The following is a 20,259-nucleotide window of genomic DNA, read 5'->3' as shown; positions in this document are numbered from 1 at the left end:
AGAAGACGACCATGTTCAAATCTCGCATGCTGGCAGTTGCATTGACCGGCACTGTTTTGCTTATGGGCTCGGTGGCGACTGTAGCCGACCCTGGCAACGGCAAGGGTCAAGGCCACGCAAAGGGCAACGCACAAGGGGGCCAAGGTCATAAGGGCAAGGGCTCCGACGTAGATGATTGGCGGCGCGGCCCCAGCATCGACCGGGGCAGCATCCTGGGTGTGGTCGGAGGCTATCGTGACTATTGGAGCCCAGCCCCATCACTGCCGCCTGGGATACAGAAGAATCTGGCGCGAGGAAAACCTATGCCTCCGGGCATTGCCAAGAAGTTGGATGGTCGCTTGCTGGGCAGGTTGCCACATTACGACGGCTATGAGTGGCGGCAGGCGGGTACGGATTTGATCCTCGTCGCCATTGCTTCCGGCCTCATTTATGAGGTGCTCAATGGTGCTTTCGATTAGCGTCGGGGTGGCGATCAGACAACAATGCCTGCTCCATGCTGGCAAGCTTGATTTGGGTTTCCTCATATTCATTGGCAGGCGAGGAGCCCTCGACAATCCCGCACCCTGCGAACAAATGACAGTGGTTTGCAGTGATCAGCGCCGAGCGCAGAGCGACCAGGAAATCCCCATTGCCCTGTGAGTCCAACCAACCCACCGGCGCCGCATACCAGCCTCGGTCGAAGCCTTCGTTGCTGCGGATGAAATCCATGGCGGTCGTACTTGGCAATCCACCCACCGCTGGCGTTGGATGCAGTGCGTGGATACCGTCCAGCAAACGCTTGTCCGGGTTGAGTTGCGCCATGATCGGCGTGCTCAGGTGCTGCACGTTGGCCAGCTTGAGCAAGTGGGGGGATGACGCGGCCTGGAGGTTGCTGACCTTGCCGTCCAGGGCTTGGGTAATGGTCTGTACCACCAGTCGGTGTTCATGTTGCTCCTTGGGATCGGCCAATAGCCGTTCACCGATAACGTGATCCTCGTCGGCCGTAATGCCTCGCCGCGCGCTGCCTGCCAGGGCGTGGGTGGTCAGGCGACCCGCCTGACAACTGAGCAGTCGTTCGGGGGTGGCGCCCATGAAGCAATGCTCGCCACGGTGCAGCGCGAACAGGTGGGAGGCGTTGCGTCGTGCATGCAGGCGCTGCATCACTGAACCACTGTCGAGGGGCGCGTCCAACTGGTACTCGATATGCCGCGCCAACACTACTTTGCTCAAGTCGCCGCCTGAAATGGCCTGCAACGCCGTTTCAACCTTCCTCTGCCACTGGTGTGAGGGCAGCGCGTTGCGTTCGATGACGTCCGGCGCAGTGGCCGTCGCGGAGGGCGGGTTGAGCAGTTGCGCATAGGCCGCGATGCTGTCGCGGGCCAATGCCTGCGGGTCGCTGTCGGGTTGGACCAGTTGCTGGCAGCGTAGCCAGCAGCCGTCGGTGTCTTCGCTGAGCAGCCAATGGGCCAGATGAAAACTGGCGTCAGCGAAGGCGGCCCAATGTGGTGCGCACGGCCGTTGTTCATCGAAGCGCATGCCGCCCAGCAGCAAGGGTGCCTTGGGCCCGTCGATCACCGCGTCGGCGCACAGGGCGAACCACTGCCGGTCGACGTCTAGCATGCGCTGGGGGCCGCTGGCCTCGATCTGCCAGGCGCAGCCCAGGCCGAATAGTGTCAGGTCTGGCGAGTGCGCGCGCCAGAAGAAACCCTGCCGGTGGGCTTCGTAAAGGGCCAGGGCCTCCAGCGTCGGTGCGGGGTGTGAAGATACGGCGATGACTGGCCGTTGATACGCGACCGCACGCTGGTGCGCGGTCTGGAATACCTTGAGCAACGCGTCCAGGTTCATACTACCTTGCTCTTTTTGTGCAACCAGAAGGCGGTCTGCTCGGCGATGTACCAGTGGATGATCTGGTTGAACAACCCCTCGATAAACTCTCCGTCCAATCCAGCCTCCTGCGCCCATTGCCGACGTTGCGGCAGCATCGCCGCGACACGTTCCGGGGCGGCGATGCTGGCCTGGTCGGGCTTGAACGCGGAGGCGGCCTTGACGTACTGCATGCGCAGGCCGAGGGTCTCGATTATCTGCTGGTCGAGGCTGTCGATGGCTTCACGAATGTCCGAAAGGCCAGTGCAGTGTTCCGGGGTTTTCATACCGAGTCTCCCTGTAGGTAGGCAGTGCGTTGCAACAGGTGATGGATCACCGGTCGCGGCTGATGCTTGAGGTAAAAGTGGTCGCCGTCGAACAGGCGGATATCCGGGGTGTGGTCGCTGAGGTCAGCCCAGGCACGGGCCTGCTCAAGGCTCACTTCTGCGTCATCGCGGGCCAGCAGCACGTCGAGTGGCGCCGACAAGCGGGTAAGCTGCTGGGGGCGCCAGGTTTCGATGGCCTGGTAGTCGCTGCGCAGGGTTGGCAGGAACAACGCACGCAATTGGGGATTGGCCCACAGGCCGGCGGCGTCGGCGTCCTGGCGCAGGATGTCGGCGATCAGCGCGGCGTCGTCCTGGCGGTGCAGGTCACTGTCTGGTTGCCGGTGTGGCGGCGCGTGACCCGAGACGAACAGATGGGCGGCGCCAGAGCCCGCCGCTTGCAGGCGCACTGCCACGGCGTAGGCGAGGGCGGCGCCCATGCTGTGACCGAACAGCAGCAAAGGCCGGGCGGGCAACGTTTGCAGTGCTGCGCCAATGTGCCCGGCGAGACTATCCAGGCAGCGGATATGCGTTTCGTTGAAACGCTCTTCGCGTCCCGGAGATTGCACGGCCAGCAGGTCGATATCCCCCGGTAGGTGCGCCAGCCACGGACGGAAAAAACTCGCGCTGCCCCCGGCATGGGCCAGGCACACTAGGCGTGCCCGCGCCTGTTGGCTTTCTCGCAGCACACGCAGCCATGGCGATGCAGTGCCGCTCATAGCGCCAGCACCTGTTCTGCCAAGGCCTTGCGGTTGACCTTGCCGAGGCGCGTCAACGGGAACTCGCGCAGCACCTGCAAGCGATCTGGCAACTTGTAGGCGGCCAGCCCACGTTCGCGCAGCCAGGCGTTGATCGAGGCCAGGTCGGGTCGCTCGCCGTGGGCCAGCACACAGGCGCAGGTACGTTCGCCGAGCAAATCGTCGGCCAGCGCCACCAGCGCTACATCGCGAATCAACGGATGGCCGAGCAGCAGGTTCTCGATCTCTTCCACGGGGATTTTCTCGCCCCCGCGATTGATCACATCCTTGCTGCGACCCTCGACAATCAAATGCCCTTCGGGCAGGCGCCGCACCAGGTCGCCGCTGCGGTAAAAACCGTCGGCGGTAAACGCGCGCTGGTTCTGCTCGGCGGCGTTGTAATAGCCGCGAATGGTGTAAGGGCCGCGCACCAGCAATTCACCGACGGTGCCGGGGGCGACCGGCTGGTCGTCGGCGTCGACGATGCGGATCTCGTCGTCGGCGGTCAGCGGCAACCCCTGGGTGTCGAACACCCGCGCCTGCGGATCATCCAGTGGCGTGAAGCACAGCAAGCCCTCGGCCATGCCGTACACCTGTTGCAGGCCGCAGCCCAAGACCGGGCGGATGCGTGCGGCGATCTCGGCCTTGAGCCGGGCGCCGCCGACCTGCAGCCATTGCAGGCTGCTCAGGTCGTCATCGGACCATTGCGCGACTTCCAGCCACAGCATCACCAGCGGTGGGATCAGGGCCGTGTGGGTGATGCGTTCGCGTTCGATCAGCTCAAAGGCGGTGTCCGGGCTCGGTTCCGGCGCCAACACCAGGGTAGCGCCGACACTGAACACGCCCAAAGCACCGGGAGAGGCGAGGGGGAAGTTGTGCGCCACCGGCAGTGCGGCGAGGTATCGGGTATCGGCATCGAACCCACACGCCTGGGCGGCCAGGCGCGCATTGCACGCGTAGTCGTCATGGGTGCGCGGGATCAGTTTGGGCAGGCCGGTGGTGCCGCCAGACAACAGCAGCACCGCCACCTCCCGCGAATCCGGCGCAGGCAGTTCGCGCGGACTGGCCACGCACTGCGCCAGCGGCACGAATTCCTCGGCGGCACCGACCACCCACACCTGTTGCAGGCTCGGCACTTGCTGGCGCAGCGTGCGCGCCAACGGGCGATAGTCAAAGCCCAGATGCTGATCGACAATCACATAGGCCACTGCCTGGCTGAGGTGTGCCAGGTGCGCCAGTTCATGTTCGCGATGGGCCGGCAGCGCAAACACCGGGATCACGCCCAGGCGCAGCAGGGCGAAGGTCAGGCTGAAGAATTCGGCGATATTCGGCAACTGCACCAGCACCCGCTGGCCAGCCACCAGCCCGCGCTCGGCAAGGCCGGCGGCCAGGCGGTCGGCCTCATGATCGAGCTCGGCGTAGCTCCAGCGCCGCGAGCCGTCTACCAGCGCCTCCTTGTCTGGCGTGCGCCGGGCCTGCTCGCGCAGCAGTTCGCCCAAGGGCACGCCGCGCCAGTAGCCTTGCTCGCGGTAGCGGCGAATAAAGTCGTCGGGCCAGTCAGTGCATCCATCAAGCATGGCAATCTCCTTGGGCAGTCGGGCAGCCCAGCAACTGGGCACCGTGCAGATTCAGCGGGTGCGCAAGGCCGGTGACTTGCACCGCCTGTACGCCGGTGTGCGTGGCCGGTTGCAGGCGCAGCAGCGGATCATCGCCAGCCAGCAGGTGAAGGGCGGCGTGATCGTCGGGGTGTACGCCCAAGTGAATCGCGGCCAACCCGGTAGCGCCATTGGGGTGGACCCTGTGCGCCGGGTGCTGGGACGGTGAGTAGGGCGTGACCAGGAACGGCAAGCGATCATGGCGCGGGTACACGAAACGAAAGCGCGTCTGACTGCCATCGACGCAGGTGCGCCGCCAATTCACCGTACGTCCCATGCTCACGCCGCAAGCCGCCAGGCCCTTGAGGCGTGGCGCCAGGACCGGGTCTTCGCACAGCAGGGCCAGGTCGCAGAAGCCTTCGCCCTGTGCGGCCCAACGCAACATGCGCCGCCCGGCCCCCCGGCCGGCCAGGCAGTCAATGGGCCACTTGAACAGCCAGGCATGGCGCGGCGTGGTCAGCAGTTCGATGATCGGCCCCTGGCTGAACCAGATGTGCGCGTGTTGTGCGCTGGCTTCAGCGGTGGCGTAAGTGACCTCAAAGCCGGCGGCGCGAAAATTCGCCACGGCCTGATGCAAGTCGCGCACCCACAGCAGCACATGGCTGCAGGCGGAAGAGGATAGGGCAGTGTTCAAAACGGCAGGGCTCCCAGCAGTTGGGCGGTGTCGTCACCGCAAGGGGGTTGTACGGCGTCGGCACGGGCATGGAGTTCGGCCAGTGACAGCGCACGCGGCACCCTGGGCTCGATCAGTTCGGGCATGCCGATCAGGCCGTTCATTTCGCGCCAGGCCATGGACACCTCGGTGGCCCACACGCCGCTGCGCAGGCGGCGTGCGGGGTCGTCGATGTCGCGACACAGTTCACCCAGCGCAAGGCTGACCGCGTCGGGCCAGAGCTGGTTGAACACCTGGTGGTAGCTCGCTGGAATCTGCGGGTCGAGCACCACCATTGTCGGGCCGGCCAGGCGTTCGCTGCCGGGGCCGGCCATGATCAGGCGGTCGGTGTTGTCCCGTGGGGCATGCAGGCGCGGGTTCCACAGCACCGGGCCATGGGTGTCGCCCAGGCTCAGCACGCCGGCTTCGCAGCCCACTTCGAGGCGATGCAACAGGAAGGAATGGTTGTCCGGATCCCGGGGGTGCACCTGGTTCTGGATGCGCAGGCTGATTGGCACCCCGTTGAAACTCGCGTTGAGCCGCGTGAAAGGCTGCGCCCCGACCCCGGCGGCAGGCGCTGCGAACATCCAGGGCCGCAGGCCACCGGCCAGGCGCCCGAGAATGTCCAGCAGCGGGTAGGCCACCTGGCTGTTGCAGGCCGCGTCTATGTACGCCAGCCCCTGCTGTTCGCGCAGGTACTCGGCCACGGCGAGAAAACGCCGGATCGCGAGGATATTCGGGTACAGCGTGTTCACCGCGTAGGCTGCCTGGCCTTGACGAGCGGCCTGCATGCACGCCGCGATTTCGCGGTGGTGCACCGGGTGTTCCTGCAGCACGTGGATGCCGCGTCGCAGCAGTTGCTGGGCCAGCTCGCTGCCGGCACCGCCTGTGGCGCCGGAGCGCACCACCACGCAGGCGATGTCGACGTCATCCGGTACTTGCTCCACCGCCTCGTACAACGGTACGCCGTAGTGCGCGGCGCAGGCGCGCGAGTAGGCATTGCCGCGTGACAGGATGCCCACCAGTTCATAGTCGGCCTGGGCGCGTGCCAGCGCTTGCAGGTAGATACGGCCAAACGCAGTGCCGGCGACGATCACGCGTTTGCGTGCAGTCGGGCGGCTCATGACCAGGTCACCGGCAGGCAGTGGGCGCCGCGAAAGAACGTCGCGGTTTTCCATTGCACGTCGCCACAGCGCTGCAGGCTGGGCAGGCGCACCACCAGGGCGTGCAGCGCCTCCTGCAATTCGACCCGCGCCAGGGCTGAGCCGATGCAGTGATGCAGGCCGTGCCCGAAGCCGAAATGGCCGCTGGCATCCCGTTGCAGGTCCAGCGCCTGTGGGTTTTCAAAGCGGGCCGGGTCATGGTTGGCGGCGCCGATCGAGGCGAACACCGCGTCGCCCTGGCGCACCAGGGTTTCACCGACCTGAATGTCTTCCAGCGCGTAGTGCACAAACATCGCCGCCGAGGCCAGCGGGATGTAGCGCAGCAGCTCTTCGACCGCCTGCGGTATCTGCTCGGGATCGGCCTTGAGCTGTTGCCACTGCGCGGGGTTGTCCAGCAGCACCTGGATAAAGTTGGGGATCTGCGAGGCACTGCCTTCGTAACCGGCGACCAGGATCGCAATGCACAACAGCAGCAATTGCTCCTCGTTGAGGGACTCGCCTTTTTCGTCGGCCTGGGTCAGGGCGGTCATGAAGTCATCCCGTGGCGCGCGTCGACGTTCGGCCACCAGGCCTTTGATGTATACGGCCAGCTCGCCCAAGTGACGCTGGGTCTGATCCGCGTCTTCAGGGCGGGTCGACAGCAGGGAGTCGTTCCACACCTTGAAACGGTCACGGTCCTGCACCGGCACACCCAGCAGCTCGCAGATCAGCGCCAGCGGCAACGGCAAGGCATAGTCGTTGACCAGATCGGCCGGCGGGCCGGCGGCGAGCATGCGGTCGATCAACTGATGGGCGTAGTCGCGGGCGTGGGGACGCAGGGCTTCGACGCGGCGGCGGGTGAAAGCCTGGGCGGCGCGCGAGCGGATTCGCGTGAGTTGCGGCGGACCCATCATCACGATGCCACCGGCGATGCGTGGGAAGGCACGCGGGCTATCGTCGCGGCGGAACGCTTCGCTGCGGCTGAAGCGCCGGTCGCCGAGCACCAGGCGTACGTCGTCATAGCGAGTGGCAAGCCAGGCGGGGGCGCCGATGGGCATCTGGATGCGCAACAGCCCCGGTGCCTGTTGGGCATGGCGATAGGGTTGCGCCAGCTTGAGGTCGGTGAAGCGGTTGAACGGGTAGGCCAGCGGGGTCATGGCAAGTCCTTGGCGGTGCTGAGGTCGGGCAAATGGTCGAGCAGCTCAAGCTGCAATTCGGGGTCTTCCAGATGGGCCGCCAGTGCGGCGCGGCTCAGGCGTTGGGCAGGGACCTGGGCCACGAATACGCGATGGCCCAGGCGCGCCAGCGGGTGTGTGGCGGCGGGCAGGCTGCGGTTGCCGTGGAATCCGGCCCGCGCCAATGCGCTTTGCCACTGCGACAGGTCGAGGAAGGTGGCGCTGCTGAGCTGGCGTTCGTCGCTGGCCTGGTTGAGCATGAAAGCCTGGGAGGCCATCACCCAGAATTCCTCTTGGGTCGGTTCGCTGAACACCAGCCAGCCGCCCGGCTTGAGCAAGGCGAGCAGGGTGGCCAGGGACCGCTCGGTGTCGCGGGCTGCATTCAGTACGCCCCCGGCAACGATCAGGTCCCAGCTCTGGCTGGGGTAACCCTGGGCCAGGGCCGGGCGGTCGATATCGAACACGCCGTGACGCACCCATGGCCAGTCCTTGAGCCGCTCGGCGGCTTGCTCGCTGAAGTAGCGCGATACGTCAGTGCACAGATAGTCCACGCTGGCATTCGCCAAGGCGGGCAACACCGCTTGGGTGGTGGACCCGGTGCCCGCGCCGACTTCCAGCACGCGCAGCGGCACACAGGCCGGCTGGCGTGCGGCCCAGGCGCCGATCCAGTGCGCGACGGCGCGGTGCTGGTATTGCGCTGCGAGGCTCTCGCGGTACAGCGCCGCCGCACGTTCGGTGCGGCCTTCGGGAAACAGCAGGTGCACCGCCGCACACTCACCGCGCATCAACAACGGCAACTGCCGCGCATTTTCCCGCGCATAGTCGAGGGTGCCGCTGCCGCCTGTGTTGCGCGCCCACTCCACGCTCAACTGCGCCCAGATAGCTTCCAGGGCGATATCGCTCCAGGCAGTCGTGTCGAGGGTGGGCTGCAACCGATCGGCGACGCGTTGCAACAGGCCTTGGGACTGCAGCACATCCAGCCAGCGCGCAATCAACGGCCGGTGACCAGGGGCAATGCCCGCCAGTGCCAGGCTGTGGGCCACGTCATTAAGCGGTGCCGGCAGCAACCCACACTGCTCAAGCCCATTGAGCATGGAGAGGAGCGCGGCGTGACCCAGTCGATCATTAAGTCGCACCGCCTCCACCAGTTGCGCGGGTTCAAAGGCTTGGTCGAGGGCGGCCTCGGTTGCGGCCAGGTGATCGTCCACCGGCCTACTCGGGCAGGGACGCGGCACCACGAACAGCGTCTGGCCGTGCAGGGCAACGGCACTGACTTGCGGATGGCCCAAAGCGCGCTCACGCCAGCGTTGATGCGCCAGCTTGACGCTGGCCAAGTCGTGCCATTGCTCCGTGAAACCTTGCACGCGGCAATCGAGTTGCGCCGCCGCACGCTCTGCGAGCTGCCAGTCACCCGGGCGGTGGCTGACGAACAGCACCTGTTGCAGGTGGCTCAAATCACTCAACGCCAATGCGGGGAAATCCAGCAGGCGCTCCAGCTGTTCGGCGCTCATCATCACCACAGCCGGGCGTTGGCGCTCAAGCAAGGCCAACAGCCGGGCCGGCGCCAATTGATGAACGCCCAGGTCGGTAAACGCAGGCAGTTGCCAGGGCGCAGTGGGCAGGTCGATCAGCAGGGTGTCGACGTTCATCGGGAAACTCCGGTGGCATGGAACAGACGTTGCCCGGCGGCGGCCAGCGGGTCGATCGCCGCGGGCCACAGGTCGAGCAACTCAAAGCCCGCGACGTGCAAGGCCTGGCGCCAGACTTCGGGTGGCATGAACACCTCATCGGTGGCCCGTAGCGGCGCGCCGGCCGGCGGAGACAGCAACAGGTGCATGAAGGTCAGCATCGCCGGGTTGTCGGCGATGGATTCGCTGAACAGCAAGGTGCCGCCGTCGCGCAGGCAAGCGCGGATTCGCGCCAGGCTGCGCGGCAGGTCGCAGGCGTTGTGCAGCACGTTGCCGGCGATCACCAGGTCCTGGCTACGGGGCGCGATGCCTTGCTCGCTGAAGTCGCGGTCCAGGTCGAGCAGGCCCAATTGCATACCGGGCTCCAGGCGGAATGCGCGCTGAGCCACGCCGGTGAACAGTGAGCTGATATCAGTGAAGCGATAAGCTTTTTCACGGTTCTCCAGGGCTGCCAGCACGGCACGCGTTGTACAGCCGGCCCCGCCGCCGAGCTCCAGCACCTGCAACACGTCGTCGGCGGCGCTGGCTTCCCGCGCACGGGCCGCGAGTGCCTGGTTGATCGCGGCGGTGAAGTGGTTGTGCTGGTACGCACCGAGTACCGCCACCGGGTCCCCGGCGAGCAGCAGCAACGGCGCCAGGGCGATGCGGTCGCGCAGCAACTCGGGCAGGCACTCGATGACCTGGGCATGGAGTTGCGCCATGCTCGACGGGAAACCCAGCTCGGCATACAACCCTGGCAAATCGCCGATGGCGGCTTGAGGCGGCGTGCCATTCCAGGCCAACCGCTCGCCGTCTACCTGCACGGCTTCGGTACGCGACAACGCCGCGAGCCAGCGCCGCACGATCCAGGCGTGGCGCGGTGCGGTGCCGAGCGCTTGGTTAAGCTGTGCGGCGGTTCGCCAGACCTGCATCGGCAAGGCCTGGGTACGCAAGAGCACGTCGGCCATGACACCCAGGCTCAGTTGTTCCAGTGCGTTAAGGGCGGTGTTCATAGGCAACCTTCTTCGGCGTGTTGCAGGTGTGCGAGTGGGTGGTCCAGCAGGGTCAGTGCGCGGATCGCCTGAGTACGTTGCAGGCGCTCAAGGCTGGCGGCGGGCGGCAACGCGTACGCGGCGTCATGGCAGCCTGGGCGGATTTCGCCTTCGAGCACACTCACCACCGTGACTGCCGCCATGGCGCCGGTCAGAGGCGCATTGCCCGCGCCGCTGACGACCAAGCTGCGGGTGTACGCCTGGTCGTCGCAGAGGCCATCGAGTTGCAGCAACAACGTGACAAAGGAAGGCTGGCCACTGAGGTCCAGCTGGCTGGCCGTACATAAGCGTTGCACCGCTTCGGCACGCGACAGGCTGTGCGCCTGGTCGAGGACCTTGAGTACATGGCCGTCGGTCATCACGTTGAACCACTGGCCTGTTTCCAGGCGCAGGTCCCTGGCCAAGCGTTCGCCTTCCCGGTTCAGGTAGGGCAGCACATGCACCGGCCCGGGGAAACACGGCAGCAGCACATCGCGCCTGCGTCGCAGTGCGCGGCTGCAACGGCCGTTGTGCCAGGCCGCCAAGGGCTCGCTGGTGCCGTCTACCGCCCCTTGCAGGAAGTCGTCGGCGGCGACTGCAGTGAAGTGGTCACGCAGACCGAAATAGCTGTTCAGCCCCAGCACCCGTGTAAACCCCTGCAGCGCCAGCCAGCGTGGCAGCAAGCCGGTGAGGCCCGGTTGCAGACCCGCACCAAGCACCGCGCTGCGCCCGCGCCATAAAGCCGGGTCGAGCTGGATATCGCCCGCAGCGTCGACGTAATGCGCATCGGCGTTCAAGGCGGCCTGCGCGACACGGTCCGCCACGCGCCAGGCGGGGCCGGCGCAGTTGAGCAAGACGTCGCAGCCACGGGCAAACCTGGCCAGGGCTGGCGTGTCGTTGAAATCCACGGCCGTCCATTGCAGGCGTGCTTCGGGCCATTGTTGCTGGAGCAGCGCCAGGCAGCGCGCGCCGTTGTGCGCGTCACGCCCGCCCAGGCGCAGGTCCTGCAGGCCCAGGCTTAACAAGGCCTGTGCGCTGGCCACGCCGACGTCGCCACTGGCGCCCAGCACCCCGATCAGCATGGCTTGGCCTGCGCATTCAGGCGCCAGCCACCGGCGCGCTGACGGTCATGCCAGAACCCGGCGTAACGACCGTTGAGGCTGAGCAGGTGCGCGTGGGTGCCTGACTCCACCAGGCGACCTTCGTCCAGGACCAGGATCTGGTCGGCGGCCATGATGGTCGGCAAACGATGGGCGATCACCAGCACGGTCGAGTGTTGCATCAGGCGTTGAATCGCGGCCTGTACAAAGGCTTCGTTGTGTGGGTCGAGCGCGGCGGTGGCTTCGTCCAGCAGCACGATGGGCGCACGCTTGAGCAAGGCGCGCGCCAGGGACACGCGTTGGCGCTCACCGCCGGACAACGATGCGCCACCTTCGCCCACCGGTGTGTTCCAGCCTTGCGGCAGGCGGGCGACGATTTCATCGACACCGGCCAGTCGTGCCGCTTCGGCGACGTCGCGGGCACTGGCGTCCGGGCTACCGACGCGGATATTCGCTTCCAGGCTGTCGTCGAACAGGTACACGTCCTGCATCACCAGCGACAGTTGCGCCATCAGCGCCGCGTTGGACAGCTCGCGCACGTCCACGCCGCCGACCTTGACGCTACCCGCCGTGGTATCGAAAAAACGCATCAACAGGCGGGTGACGGTGGTCTTGCCCGAGCCCGACGCGCCGACAATCGCGGTCATCGAATGCGCCGGTGCGCTGAAGGTCAGGTCGCGCAACACCGTCGGGCCACTCGGGTAGGCGAAGCTCACATGTTCGAAGGCCAGGCTGCCGGGCGCTGACAGGGGCAGGCTGACGGCGGGTTCGGGCAACGGCGGCTCACGTAGGATACTCGCCAATTGATCCAGGTCGTTGCCGGCCATGCGCAACAGGCCGCTGCGTGCTGCGGCTTCGGCCAATGGCCCCACGAATCGTGCTGCCAGGGCGAGCAGGGCCACCAACTGGATCGCATCGATTTCACCATGAGCCGCCAGTGCAATGCCCACGCCGACCAGAAGCGCAAAGGCCAGCTGCACGGTCAAACCACCGGCGAGCAGCTTGGGAAAGGTCTGCGACAGCATCGAACCACCCGCCAGCTTTTGCGCCTGATTGGCCGCCTGTAACGGCGCGTAGCCGTCCTGGGTGCGGCCAAATGCGCGCAGCACTTGCTGATAGCGGGCGAACTCCACCACCCGGTTGCCAGCCAGTGTCGCGGCGGCTTCCACTCGCGCATCGTTGCTGCCGATGGCGGCGGCCGACCAGTGATGGGTGAAGTAGATCAGCGGCGCACACAACACAGCCGTCAGGCCCAGGCGCCAGTCGAACACGAACAGCGTCAGCGCCACGGTGGCCGGCACCACCACCCCCGACACCACCGGCCCCAGGTAATGGGCAAACAAACCGGTGACCATCAACGTACCGCTGGTAGCGCTGCGTGACAGACGCCCGACCTTTTCCGAGTTGAACCAGCCCAACGGCAGGCTGACCAGATGCTGGCCGAGGCGATCATGCAAGGTCGTCAGCACCAGCAAGGCCAGGGCGAAGCCCTTCATGGCCTGCTGGTAGTGGGCGATGCAGGTCAGCACCACCATGGCCGCCAGGCCCGCCAGCCAGGCGGTGGCCGTGGGCAGGTCGCCAGCGAACAACGCGTGCAGGATCGGCACCAGCAGCGCCACGGCGAGGCCTTGCAGCACGGCGCTGGTCACCAGCCACGCTAGGTAACGGTAGAGGCGCGGGGCATGGGCCGGGCCCAGTAAGGTCACAAGGCTGCGAATCACAGGGACATCTCCACGGCAGGGGTTTCGGTGCCGGCTCGCCATAGTCGGGCATAGGCGCCATTGGCGTTCAGCAGGTGTTCATGGCGGCCGCTTTCCAGCACGCGGCCCTGATCGAGGACGACGATCTGATCGACCCCGCTGATGCTCGCGAGGCGATGGGCAATCACCAGCACCGTGCGGCCACGTGCCAAGGCAGACAGCGCATCCTGGATCAATGCTTCGGACTCGGGATCGGCGTGGGAGGTGGCTTCATCGAGGATCAGCACTGGCGTGTCGGCCAGCAGCGTGCGGGCGATGGACACGCGCTGCGCCTCGCCACCGGAGAAGATCGCATCGTCGCCGATCACCGATTGATAACCCCGGGGCAAGGCCTGGATACGCGCATGGATCTGCGCCGAGCGCGCTGCCGCCTCGACCTCTGCATCGCTGGCATCCGGGCGGCCCAGGCGCAGGTTGTCGGCGACGGTGCCGTGCACCAGTTGGGCGTCCTGCAACACGAAGCCCACGTGTTGATACAACTGGCGCGGATCGATCTCGCGCACATCGGCGCCGCCCACACAGATACGGCCGGCGTTGACGTCATGAAAACGTGGCACCAGCTTGGCCAGTGTCGACTTGCCGGCGCCGGACGCGCCGACCAATGCGGTCACGCTGCCGGCCGGGCAGTGCAGGTCGACGCCCTTGAGGATCAGGTGCTCGGCGTCGTAGCCGAACTGCACCTGTTCAAAGCGGATGTCGCTGCCCTGGGGTTGGACGCAGGCCTTGGGCGTAGGCAATTCCTCAACGTCCAGCAGCGCTTCGATGCGATCCGCTGCCGCCAGGGCCGTACGCTGGGCCGTGAGGCTCTGGTTGATCACCAGCAACGACTGCGGGATGACCACCGCCACCAGGGTTTCGGCAAACAGTTCCAGCGGTGTGATCCAACCGTGCGCCAGCAACAGGCTACCCACCCCCAGGCTCACCAGCAGGATCACCGGCACACTCAAGGCCATCGAGGAAAAGGCTTCCAGGCGCAGCAGCGGCTTGACCCAGCCGGCGTACTGCTCGCTGAACTGGTTGACCGCCTGCTGATAGCTACGGTGCGCCTGGCCGATCTGGCCGAACGCCTTGACCACCGCAATGCCGTGCACGAATTCGACAATGGCCGCGCTGACCCGGGTCATGCTCTTGTCCAGCAACTGCATCTTGGCGCCAAAACCGCGCATCATCAGGGTGTAGGCCACCGCGTAGATGGGCAGTGTCAGCACCGCCAGCAGTGCCAGCCGCCAGTTCAGCGTCGCCAGCCACAGCAGGCCCGCCAGCGGCGTGACGATGGCTGCGGTGAGTTCCACCGCGTGGTGGGCGACCAAGTGGTGCAGGTCTTCGAGGTCGTCCTGCACCACCTTGCGCACGGCGCCGGAGGTGGTGTCGGTGTACCAGCCCAACGGCACGCGCCCGAGCTTGCGCACCATGGCTTCGCGCAAGCGCGATTGCAGCCGGTGGTCAGCCACATGGGTCAACCACAGCGCCACGCCACTGGCCATCCACCCCACACTCAGGGCGATCACCACCAGCGCGGCCCACAGCCACAGGGTCTTGCTGTCGGCGCTGCCGGCCAACAGCAAGCGGCCCAGTTCGGTGAGGCCGATAAAGGGCACCAGGTTGACCAATGCGCCGAGGGCGGCGAACGCCACACCAAGACGGATGAGGCGATTGACCGGGCGTTTCAGAGTATCCAAGGCAGTGGTCATGAGTTTTTCCGAAGGGCCTCAAGCAGGTGCGCAGTAACGGTGTGGACGTGGGGCGGTTCGATCACGCTGAAGTGGTTGCCAGGCACGTCGATCAGCTCGAAGCGGCCCAGGCACGCGTCTTCCCAGAACGGCGCGGCCAAATGCCCGACGCCGCCGGTAATGCCGAACGATTGCTGCTCCAGGCAGCGCAGGTAGGTCATGTTGCCGAGGAACGGCGGCGGGTCGAACCGCGCCGCCCGCATGCTGTGGCGGCACACACGAAACAGCGTCGGTACCAGTTCGGGGCCGATCGGCACCCCGGCCTGGCCCGAGGCCAGGCGTGCGTATTCGGCCAGGCGCTCCTCCTGGCTGCGCGCCGATTGCTGTTGGACCGCCAGCGCCAGCGCGTCCAGCCCCGGATCGCCGCTCAACGCCGCCATGGCCCCGGCCGGCACGCGGCGGTTGTCGCGCGCCATCAACAAGTCGATGGCGCGGTACACGTCGTAGTCTTCGATGTGCGCGCCGAACACGGTTTTCACTGGGTCCAGGTTCAGGTTGGGCACGAAGATCGCCTCGTAGGCCAGCTCTTCGTCGGTGTCGATGAACATCGGGATGCTGTCGATCAGGCTCATGTCGACCACCTCCATGCCGCGTTCGAGCAAGCGCCGGGCAACCTCAGTGGCCAGCAGCCCGCCGAGGCAGTAGCCGATCAGCTGAAAACGTTGATGACCGTCGGCAATCAAGCGCTCGGCGTAGTCCTCGGCCACGCGCTCGATCAGGCGTTTGGGCTCCAGCGCCAGGTACTGTTCGGTGTCAGCCACGGCGAAGCCAATCACCGGACCGGCCTGCTGGTCGGCAAGGGCGCGGCCCAGGTGCTGGAAGTAATCCAGGGTGCCGAGAGCGGCGTGGAACATCACCCGGACCGGGCCGACGTCACCCCCGCCAAATGGCACCACCAGCGCGTTGCTGCTTGACGAGCGTTGCGCTTCACCGCTGGCGGCAATCGCGCCCGGCGTGGCTTCGCCCTGATTGAGCAAGCGCGCGAGGGCGGCGACATTCGGCTCGTTGAGCATCTGGCGCAGCAAGGTGTCGTAGCTCAGGCGTTGGGCCTGGGGCAGTTGCTCACGCAGTTGGCCAGCGACGCGGGCGAGGATCAGCGAGTCGGCGCCTTTTTCATAGAAGCTGTCCTCGACGCCGATCTGCGCCAGCCCCAGGGCGTCGGCCCACAGGCGGCACAACTCGGCGCTGAGCGGATCGCTCGGCGCTTCCTGGCTGCTGGAGGCCTGGGCATCGGCGGCAGGGCGCCAGCCGGCCAAGGTCTTGCGGTCGACCTTGCCATTGGCGGTCAGCGGCAAGCGGTCGAGTACCTGCAGGTGCGCTGGCAGCATGTAGTCCGGCAGGCGCTGGGCCAGGGCGCGGCGCAGGCTGTCGACACTCAGGCGCTGCACGCCGGCCTTGAAGCGCGCAGCGAATACCTGCATGCCGAGGGCGGCCAGCGGATGATCGGCCTGGGGCAGGGCAGGCAGGCATTCGCCACCGAAGGCCTTGACCCGCGCCCGCCAGATATCGGCGTCACGCAGGCCACTGCGGCCCTGGTCGTGGTCGCCATTGGCCGGCGTCATCATGAAGCCCTGTGTCAGCAGGATCGGCGGCCATTCGCCGGTCGGTTCGCTGAACACCAGCCAGCCGCCAGGGCTGAGCAACTCGGTGATCTGGCCGAGGGCATTGTCGATGTCCTTGACGCTGTTGAGCATGCCTGCACACAGCACGATATCCACGCTGTTGCTGGCCAAACCCTGGGGGCGGATGTCCTGGTCGATGTCCAACACGCCATAGCGCACCCAGGCCTGTTCAGCAAAGCGTTGCTTGGCCGCCGGCAGGAAAAACGCGGTCATGTCGGTAAACAGGTAGTCGACTTCCAGCCCATCGAGCAGGCCGATGACCGGCGCGCTGGTAGCGCCAGTACCCGCGCCGATTTCGAGGATGCGCAGCGGGCCGTCGCCTTGATGGTGGGTGGCCAGGCGGTTGATCAGCGCCGCGATGCTGTGGTTGTTGTAGCGCGACACGGCATCCCCGCCGTACAGCTGCAAGGCCAAGTCCAGTTGGCCTTGGGGGAACAGCAAGTCGAACGGGTTGACCTCGCCCTTGAGCAACTGCGGCAATTGCCACACATGGTTGAGCTGGTAGTCGAGCAGCGCCTGGCTGCACAGCCCCGAGGCGACCGCTTGTTCCACCCGGCCCCACGCCAGCGCCGGGTTGGGCGCGGGTTGCGCGAGGCGGTAGTGCGAGTGGGTGTAGTGCAGCAGACCAGCCTCGCACAGCGCGCCCAACCAGCGGCGAACCAGCCAATGGTGGCGCGGCTCGGCCTGCAAGGCGTGCAGGATTGTGGCGGCGTCCGGTTCGGCCCGTTCGCCGCTGAACAGTCCGGCCTTGAGCAACACCTCCAGCATCGAACTCAATGCGGCGGCACTCAGGTCAGCCTGGTACTCGCGCACCTGTTGCGCATCGAAACTGCCCACCTGGCTGTCGGCATAACGTTTGACCGCCGTGAGCAACGGCGCGCCTGGCAGCGGCTCGGGTTCGGCGCGTGCGGCGGTGACGAACGCCAAGAGGTCGCCACTGACCAGGCTCACCGCACTGTCCACGCCAGGGGTGGCGAGCAGTGCGGCCTCGACCTCACCGAGTTCCACCCGATGGCCGCGGATTTTCACCTGGCCGTCTTCACGGCCCAGGAATTCCAGCTCACCCCCCGGCAAATAGCGGCCACGGTCACCGGTGCGGTACAGGCGCTGACCGTCGAGCGGGTGAGCAAAGAAACGTGCGTCGCTCAATGTCGGATCGCCCAGGTAGCCCTGGGCCAGGCCGACACCGGTGATATACAGGTCGCCCGGCACCCAGGTCGGCGCATCGCGCCAGTGGCTGTCGAGTACCCGAAAGCCCTGGTTGGCCAGCGGCAGGCCGTAGGGAATGCTGCGCCACGCCGGGTCGATGGCGCCGATGGGGTGCAGGTTCGACCAGATCGAGGCTTCGGTGGCGCCGCCCAGGCCCACCAGTTTCAGGTGGGGCAGCAACGCCAGGAGTTGCGGTGGCAGGTTCAGCGGGATCCAGTCACCGGACAGCAAGGCCAGGCGCAGACTGTCCAGTGGGCGGGGTTCGGCGTGCAGGTAGTCGGCGAGCATGTGCAGTTGTGCCGGCACTGAGTTCCACAGCGTGACCTGATGACGCTGCACCAGTTCGGCCCAGTGCGACGGGTCGGCGCCACGTGCCGGGTCGGGCAGCACCAGGGTTGCGCCCATGGCGAGGGGCCCGAACAGGTCATACACCGACAGGTCGAAACTCAACTGCGCCAGGCCCAGTACGCGGTCATCGGCGTTGACGTCGAAGCGTCGGTTGATGTCTTGCACGGTATTGAGCGCGGCGCGATGGCTGATCATCACGCCCTTGGGTTCGCCGGTGGAACCGGAGGTGTAGATCACGTAGGCGAGGTCATCGGGGCCGCCCTCGATCAGCTCGAAATCCGCGCCCGCGGAGGGCAACCGGTCTACGGCGTGCCATTGCAGTGTCTCGGGCAACGGCGTGTTCGGCTGCGCCAGGGAATGCCCCAGCACATGCCGCACCTTGGCGCTTAGCAGTACGCGGTCGCGGCGTGCGACCGGGGCGTTGCTGTCCAGGGGCAGATAGGCCGCGCCGGCGAGCAACACGCCGTAGGCCGCCACCACCTGGTCGAGACCTTTGGGCATCAGGATCGCCACCGGTTCCTGCGCGTCGCACCCGGCCTCACGCAGGGTGGCGGCCACGGCCAGTGCGCGTTCGGCAAGGGCGGCGTAGGTCAGGCTGCCACTGGCATCGATCACCGCCAGGGCGTGAGGATGTTCCCAAGCCATGGCCAGCAGGCCGTCATGCAGGCGACCGGTGGGCAACGGGGCGGCGGTGGCATTCGCCGCCAGGCGTTCACGCTGTTGCCAGGCCGGCAGCGGCACTTGCACCGGATGTTCCCAGGCGGCCGGATCGAGGGCGAGCAACTGCAGTTCGGCGACAAAGGCCTGTTGCATGTCGTCCACCAGGCCGTCGGGGAATACGCCTTGGCGCACGTCCCAATGGATGTGCAGACCGTTGGCGTCATCCATCACTTGGCAATCGAGGCTGACTTGCGGCGTCTGGGTGATGCCGTGGCCCACCCGGCGTTGACTGGCCGGCGATGCCTCGATCCCCAGGCCGATGGCGCTGGTGAAGACCACCGGCATGGCCGCCGCTTCACGCCCACGACGGCGACCGATTTCGCGCATGACCTGGATGCCGGAAAATAGCCGGTGCTCCAGGTCGGCAAACAACTGGCTGCCCAACTGGCGTGCCTGGGCGGTGAAGTCCAGCCCTTCGGGATCGTTGACCTGCAACAGGCTGACCGAGGTGAAGTCGCCCACCAGGCGATCCACCTGCGGGTGCAGTGGCAGGCGGTTGAGCAATGTCAGGTTGAGGCTGAAGGCAGGCTGCTGGCTCCAGCGTTGCAACGTGGCGACGTAGGCCGCCAGCACCACGATGGACGGGGTAAGACCGCGTTCGCTGGCAGCGCTTTTCAGGGCGGCCCATGGCTGCGACTCAAGCTGCGCCGAGTGCCGTTGGAAACGGGGCACGCGGGTGTCTTCGCCGCTCAGGGGCGTCGGCAGTTGTGGGGCGGCGGGCAATGCGTCGATGCGGGCCAGCCAGTAGTCACGGTCACGTTGGTGGCGGCTGCCTTCGAGCAAACCGCGCTCGGCCAGTAGATAGTCGCGGAAGGTGATGTCCAGGGCTGGCAACGTTGCCAGTGGATCCTGTAGCAACAGCTCCAGCTCATTGAACAGCAGCTGCGCGCTGGCCCAGTCGGCAATCAGGGAGTCCATGGAGAAGTGCAGTGTGTCGCCGTTGTCGCTGCGGCTCATACGCAGTTCGAACAGCGGCCAGACCTCGGTGGGGTAGAGCTTCTGCTCCATGGCCTGGCGAATCTGTTGCACCGCGTGCTGGTGCTGCTCGCGGGTGGCGCCACGCAGATCGGCGATGGCCAGAGGATAGTGGTCGACGTCGGGCAGCACACGCTGCGAACCTTCGCTGGCGATCACCGCTCGCAGCATGTCGTGGCGGGCGATCAGGCGGTTCCAGGCCTGTTCCACCTGCTGCGGGTCCAGGGTTGGCCAGCTCAGTTCCAGGTAGCCATGGCAGGCGACATTGCCGTAGCCGAAGGACGATTGGCGGCCCAGCAGGTAGGCATTCTGCACATCGGTGAGGGGGAAGGGCGTGTGGTGCTGCGCCGGATCGGCCTGCACGAGCGGGCGTTCCTGTGTCTCCAGCAGATGCAGGATCTGTTGCTTGTGTTCGCGCAGTTGCGCCAGGCGTTCGGTGTCGAGCAGGCCCTGGGGCGCGCGGAATTTCAGTTGGCCATCCTGGGGCCAGAGTTCGACGCCCAGGGACTTGAGTTCGCTTAGCAGTTTGGCGGCGGGCATGGGGACAGCTCCTGGAAAAAAGGGTGGTTGC

14 protein-coding genes are annotated in these 20,259 nt (G+C 66.3%); 1 reads left to right on the top strand and 13 read right to left on the bottom strand.

Translation table 11 applies throughout. The features are described 5' to 3' along the window. Window positions 1-11: 11 nt before the first annotated feature. Complete coding sequence (locus tag ACP7C6_RS06730; RefSeq protein ID WP_028616069.1) at window positions 12-458, top strand: anti-virulence regulator CigR family protein; 447 nt, start codon at window positions 12-14, stop codon at window positions 456-458. Here the strand turns inward: ACP7C6_RS06730 and ACP7C6_RS06725 are convergent. Genes ACP7C6_RS06725 through ACP7C6_RS06665 form a run of 13 tightly spaced genes read right to left on the bottom strand, consistent with a single transcriptional unit; the run spans window position 439 to window position 20,228 of the window. After that, a complete protein-coding gene (locus tag ACP7C6_RS06725) occupies window positions 439-1,824 on the bottom strand; it encodes an isochorismate synthase (protein ID WP_426108462.1) in 1,386 nt (461 codons plus the stop codon). The two genes, ACP7C6_RS06730 and ACP7C6_RS06725, sit on opposite strands and share 20 nt — an antisense overlap. After that, window positions 1,821-2,129, bottom strand: a complete 309-nt coding sequence (locus ACP7C6_RS06720) for an isochorismate lyase (protein ID WP_311892249.1) — start codon at window positions 2,127-2,129, stop codon at window positions 1,821-1,823. The genes ACP7C6_RS06725 and ACP7C6_RS06720 overlap by 4 nt, the downstream gene beginning before the upstream one ends. Continuing rightward, on the bottom strand, window positions 2,126-2,884 hold the full coding sequence (locus ACP7C6_RS06715) for a thioesterase II family protein (protein ID WP_426108461.1): 759 nt from the start codon (window positions 2,882-2,884) through the stop codon (window positions 2,126-2,128). The genes ACP7C6_RS06720 and ACP7C6_RS06715 overlap by 4 nt, the downstream gene beginning before the upstream one ends. After that, window positions 2,881-4,479, bottom strand: a complete 1,599-nt coding sequence (locus ACP7C6_RS06710) for a (2,3-dihydroxybenzoyl)adenylate synthase (protein WP_426108460.1) — start codon at window positions 4,477-4,479, stop codon at window positions 2,881-2,883. The genes ACP7C6_RS06715 and ACP7C6_RS06710 overlap by 4 nt, the downstream gene beginning before the upstream one ends. After that, a complete protein-coding gene (locus tag ACP7C6_RS06705) occupies window positions 4,472-5,191 on the bottom strand; it encodes a VOC family protein (protein ID WP_028616073.1) in 720 nt (239 codons plus the stop codon). The genes ACP7C6_RS06710 and ACP7C6_RS06705 overlap by 8 nt, the downstream gene beginning before the upstream one ends. After that, window positions 5,188-6,333 carry a Gfo/Idh/MocA family oxidoreductase gene (locus tag ACP7C6_RS06700; RefSeq protein ID WP_426108459.1) on the bottom strand — a complete coding sequence of 382 codons (1,146 nt, stop codon included), beginning with the start codon at window positions 6,331-6,333 and terminating at the stop codon, window positions 5,188-5,190. The genes ACP7C6_RS06705 and ACP7C6_RS06700 overlap by 4 nt, the downstream gene beginning before the upstream one ends. Beyond that, window positions 6,330-7,508, bottom strand: coding sequence for a cytochrome P450 (locus ACP7C6_RS06695; RefSeq protein WP_426108458.1), 1,179 nt, complete (start codon window positions 7,506-7,508; stop codon window positions 6,330-6,332). Before ACP7C6_RS06695 ends, ACP7C6_RS06700 begins: the two co-directional genes overlap by 4 nt. Further along, the gene (locus ACP7C6_RS06690) at window positions 7,505-9,175 is read right to left on the bottom strand and encodes a methyltransferase (protein ID WP_426108457.1); all 1,671 of its coding nucleotides are present in this window, start codon (window positions 9,173-9,175) and stop codon (window positions 7,505-7,507) included. Before ACP7C6_RS06690 ends, ACP7C6_RS06695 begins: the two co-directional genes overlap by 4 nt. Then, complete coding sequence (locus tag ACP7C6_RS06685; RefSeq protein ID WP_426108456.1) at window positions 9,172-10,206, bottom strand: class I SAM-dependent methyltransferase; 1,035 nt, start codon at window positions 10,204-10,206, stop codon at window positions 9,172-9,174. Before ACP7C6_RS06685 ends, ACP7C6_RS06690 begins: the two co-directional genes overlap by 4 nt. Next, window positions 10,203-11,306, bottom strand: coding sequence for a saccharopine dehydrogenase NADP-binding domain-containing protein (locus ACP7C6_RS06680; RefSeq protein WP_153351213.1), 1,104 nt, complete (start codon window positions 11,304-11,306; stop codon window positions 10,203-10,205). Before ACP7C6_RS06680 ends, ACP7C6_RS06685 begins: the two co-directional genes overlap by 4 nt. Next, window positions 11,300-13,045 (bottom strand): ABC transporter ATP-binding protein, encoded by a 1,746-nt coding sequence (locus ACP7C6_RS06675; RefSeq protein ID WP_311892266.1) that lies wholly within the window; start codon window positions 13,043-13,045, stop codon window positions 11,300-11,302. The genes ACP7C6_RS06680 and ACP7C6_RS06675 overlap by 7 nt, the downstream gene beginning before the upstream one ends. Further along, window positions 13,042-14,775, bottom strand: coding sequence for an ABC transporter ATP-binding protein (locus ACP7C6_RS06670; RefSeq protein ID WP_426108455.1), 1,734 nt, complete (start codon window positions 14,773-14,775; stop codon window positions 13,042-13,044). Before ACP7C6_RS06670 ends, ACP7C6_RS06675 begins: the two co-directional genes overlap by 4 nt. Then, window positions 14,772-20,228 (bottom strand): amino acid adenylation domain-containing protein, encoded by a 5,457-nt coding sequence (locus ACP7C6_RS06665; protein ID WP_426108454.1) that lies wholly within the window; start codon window positions 20,226-20,228, stop codon window positions 14,772-14,774. Before ACP7C6_RS06665 ends, ACP7C6_RS06670 begins: the two co-directional genes overlap by 4 nt. Window positions 20,229-20,259: the final 31 nt, after the last annotated feature.

This window comes from Pseudomonas sp. TWR1-1-4 (genome assembly GCF_049897165.1).
Lineage (GTDB): Bacteria > Pseudomonadota > Gammaproteobacteria > Pseudomonadales > Pseudomonadaceae > Aquipseudomonas > Aquipseudomonas canadensis.
Note: the sequence above shows the minus strand (reverse complement) of the source record. Positions and strands in the feature narration are given on the sequence as shown.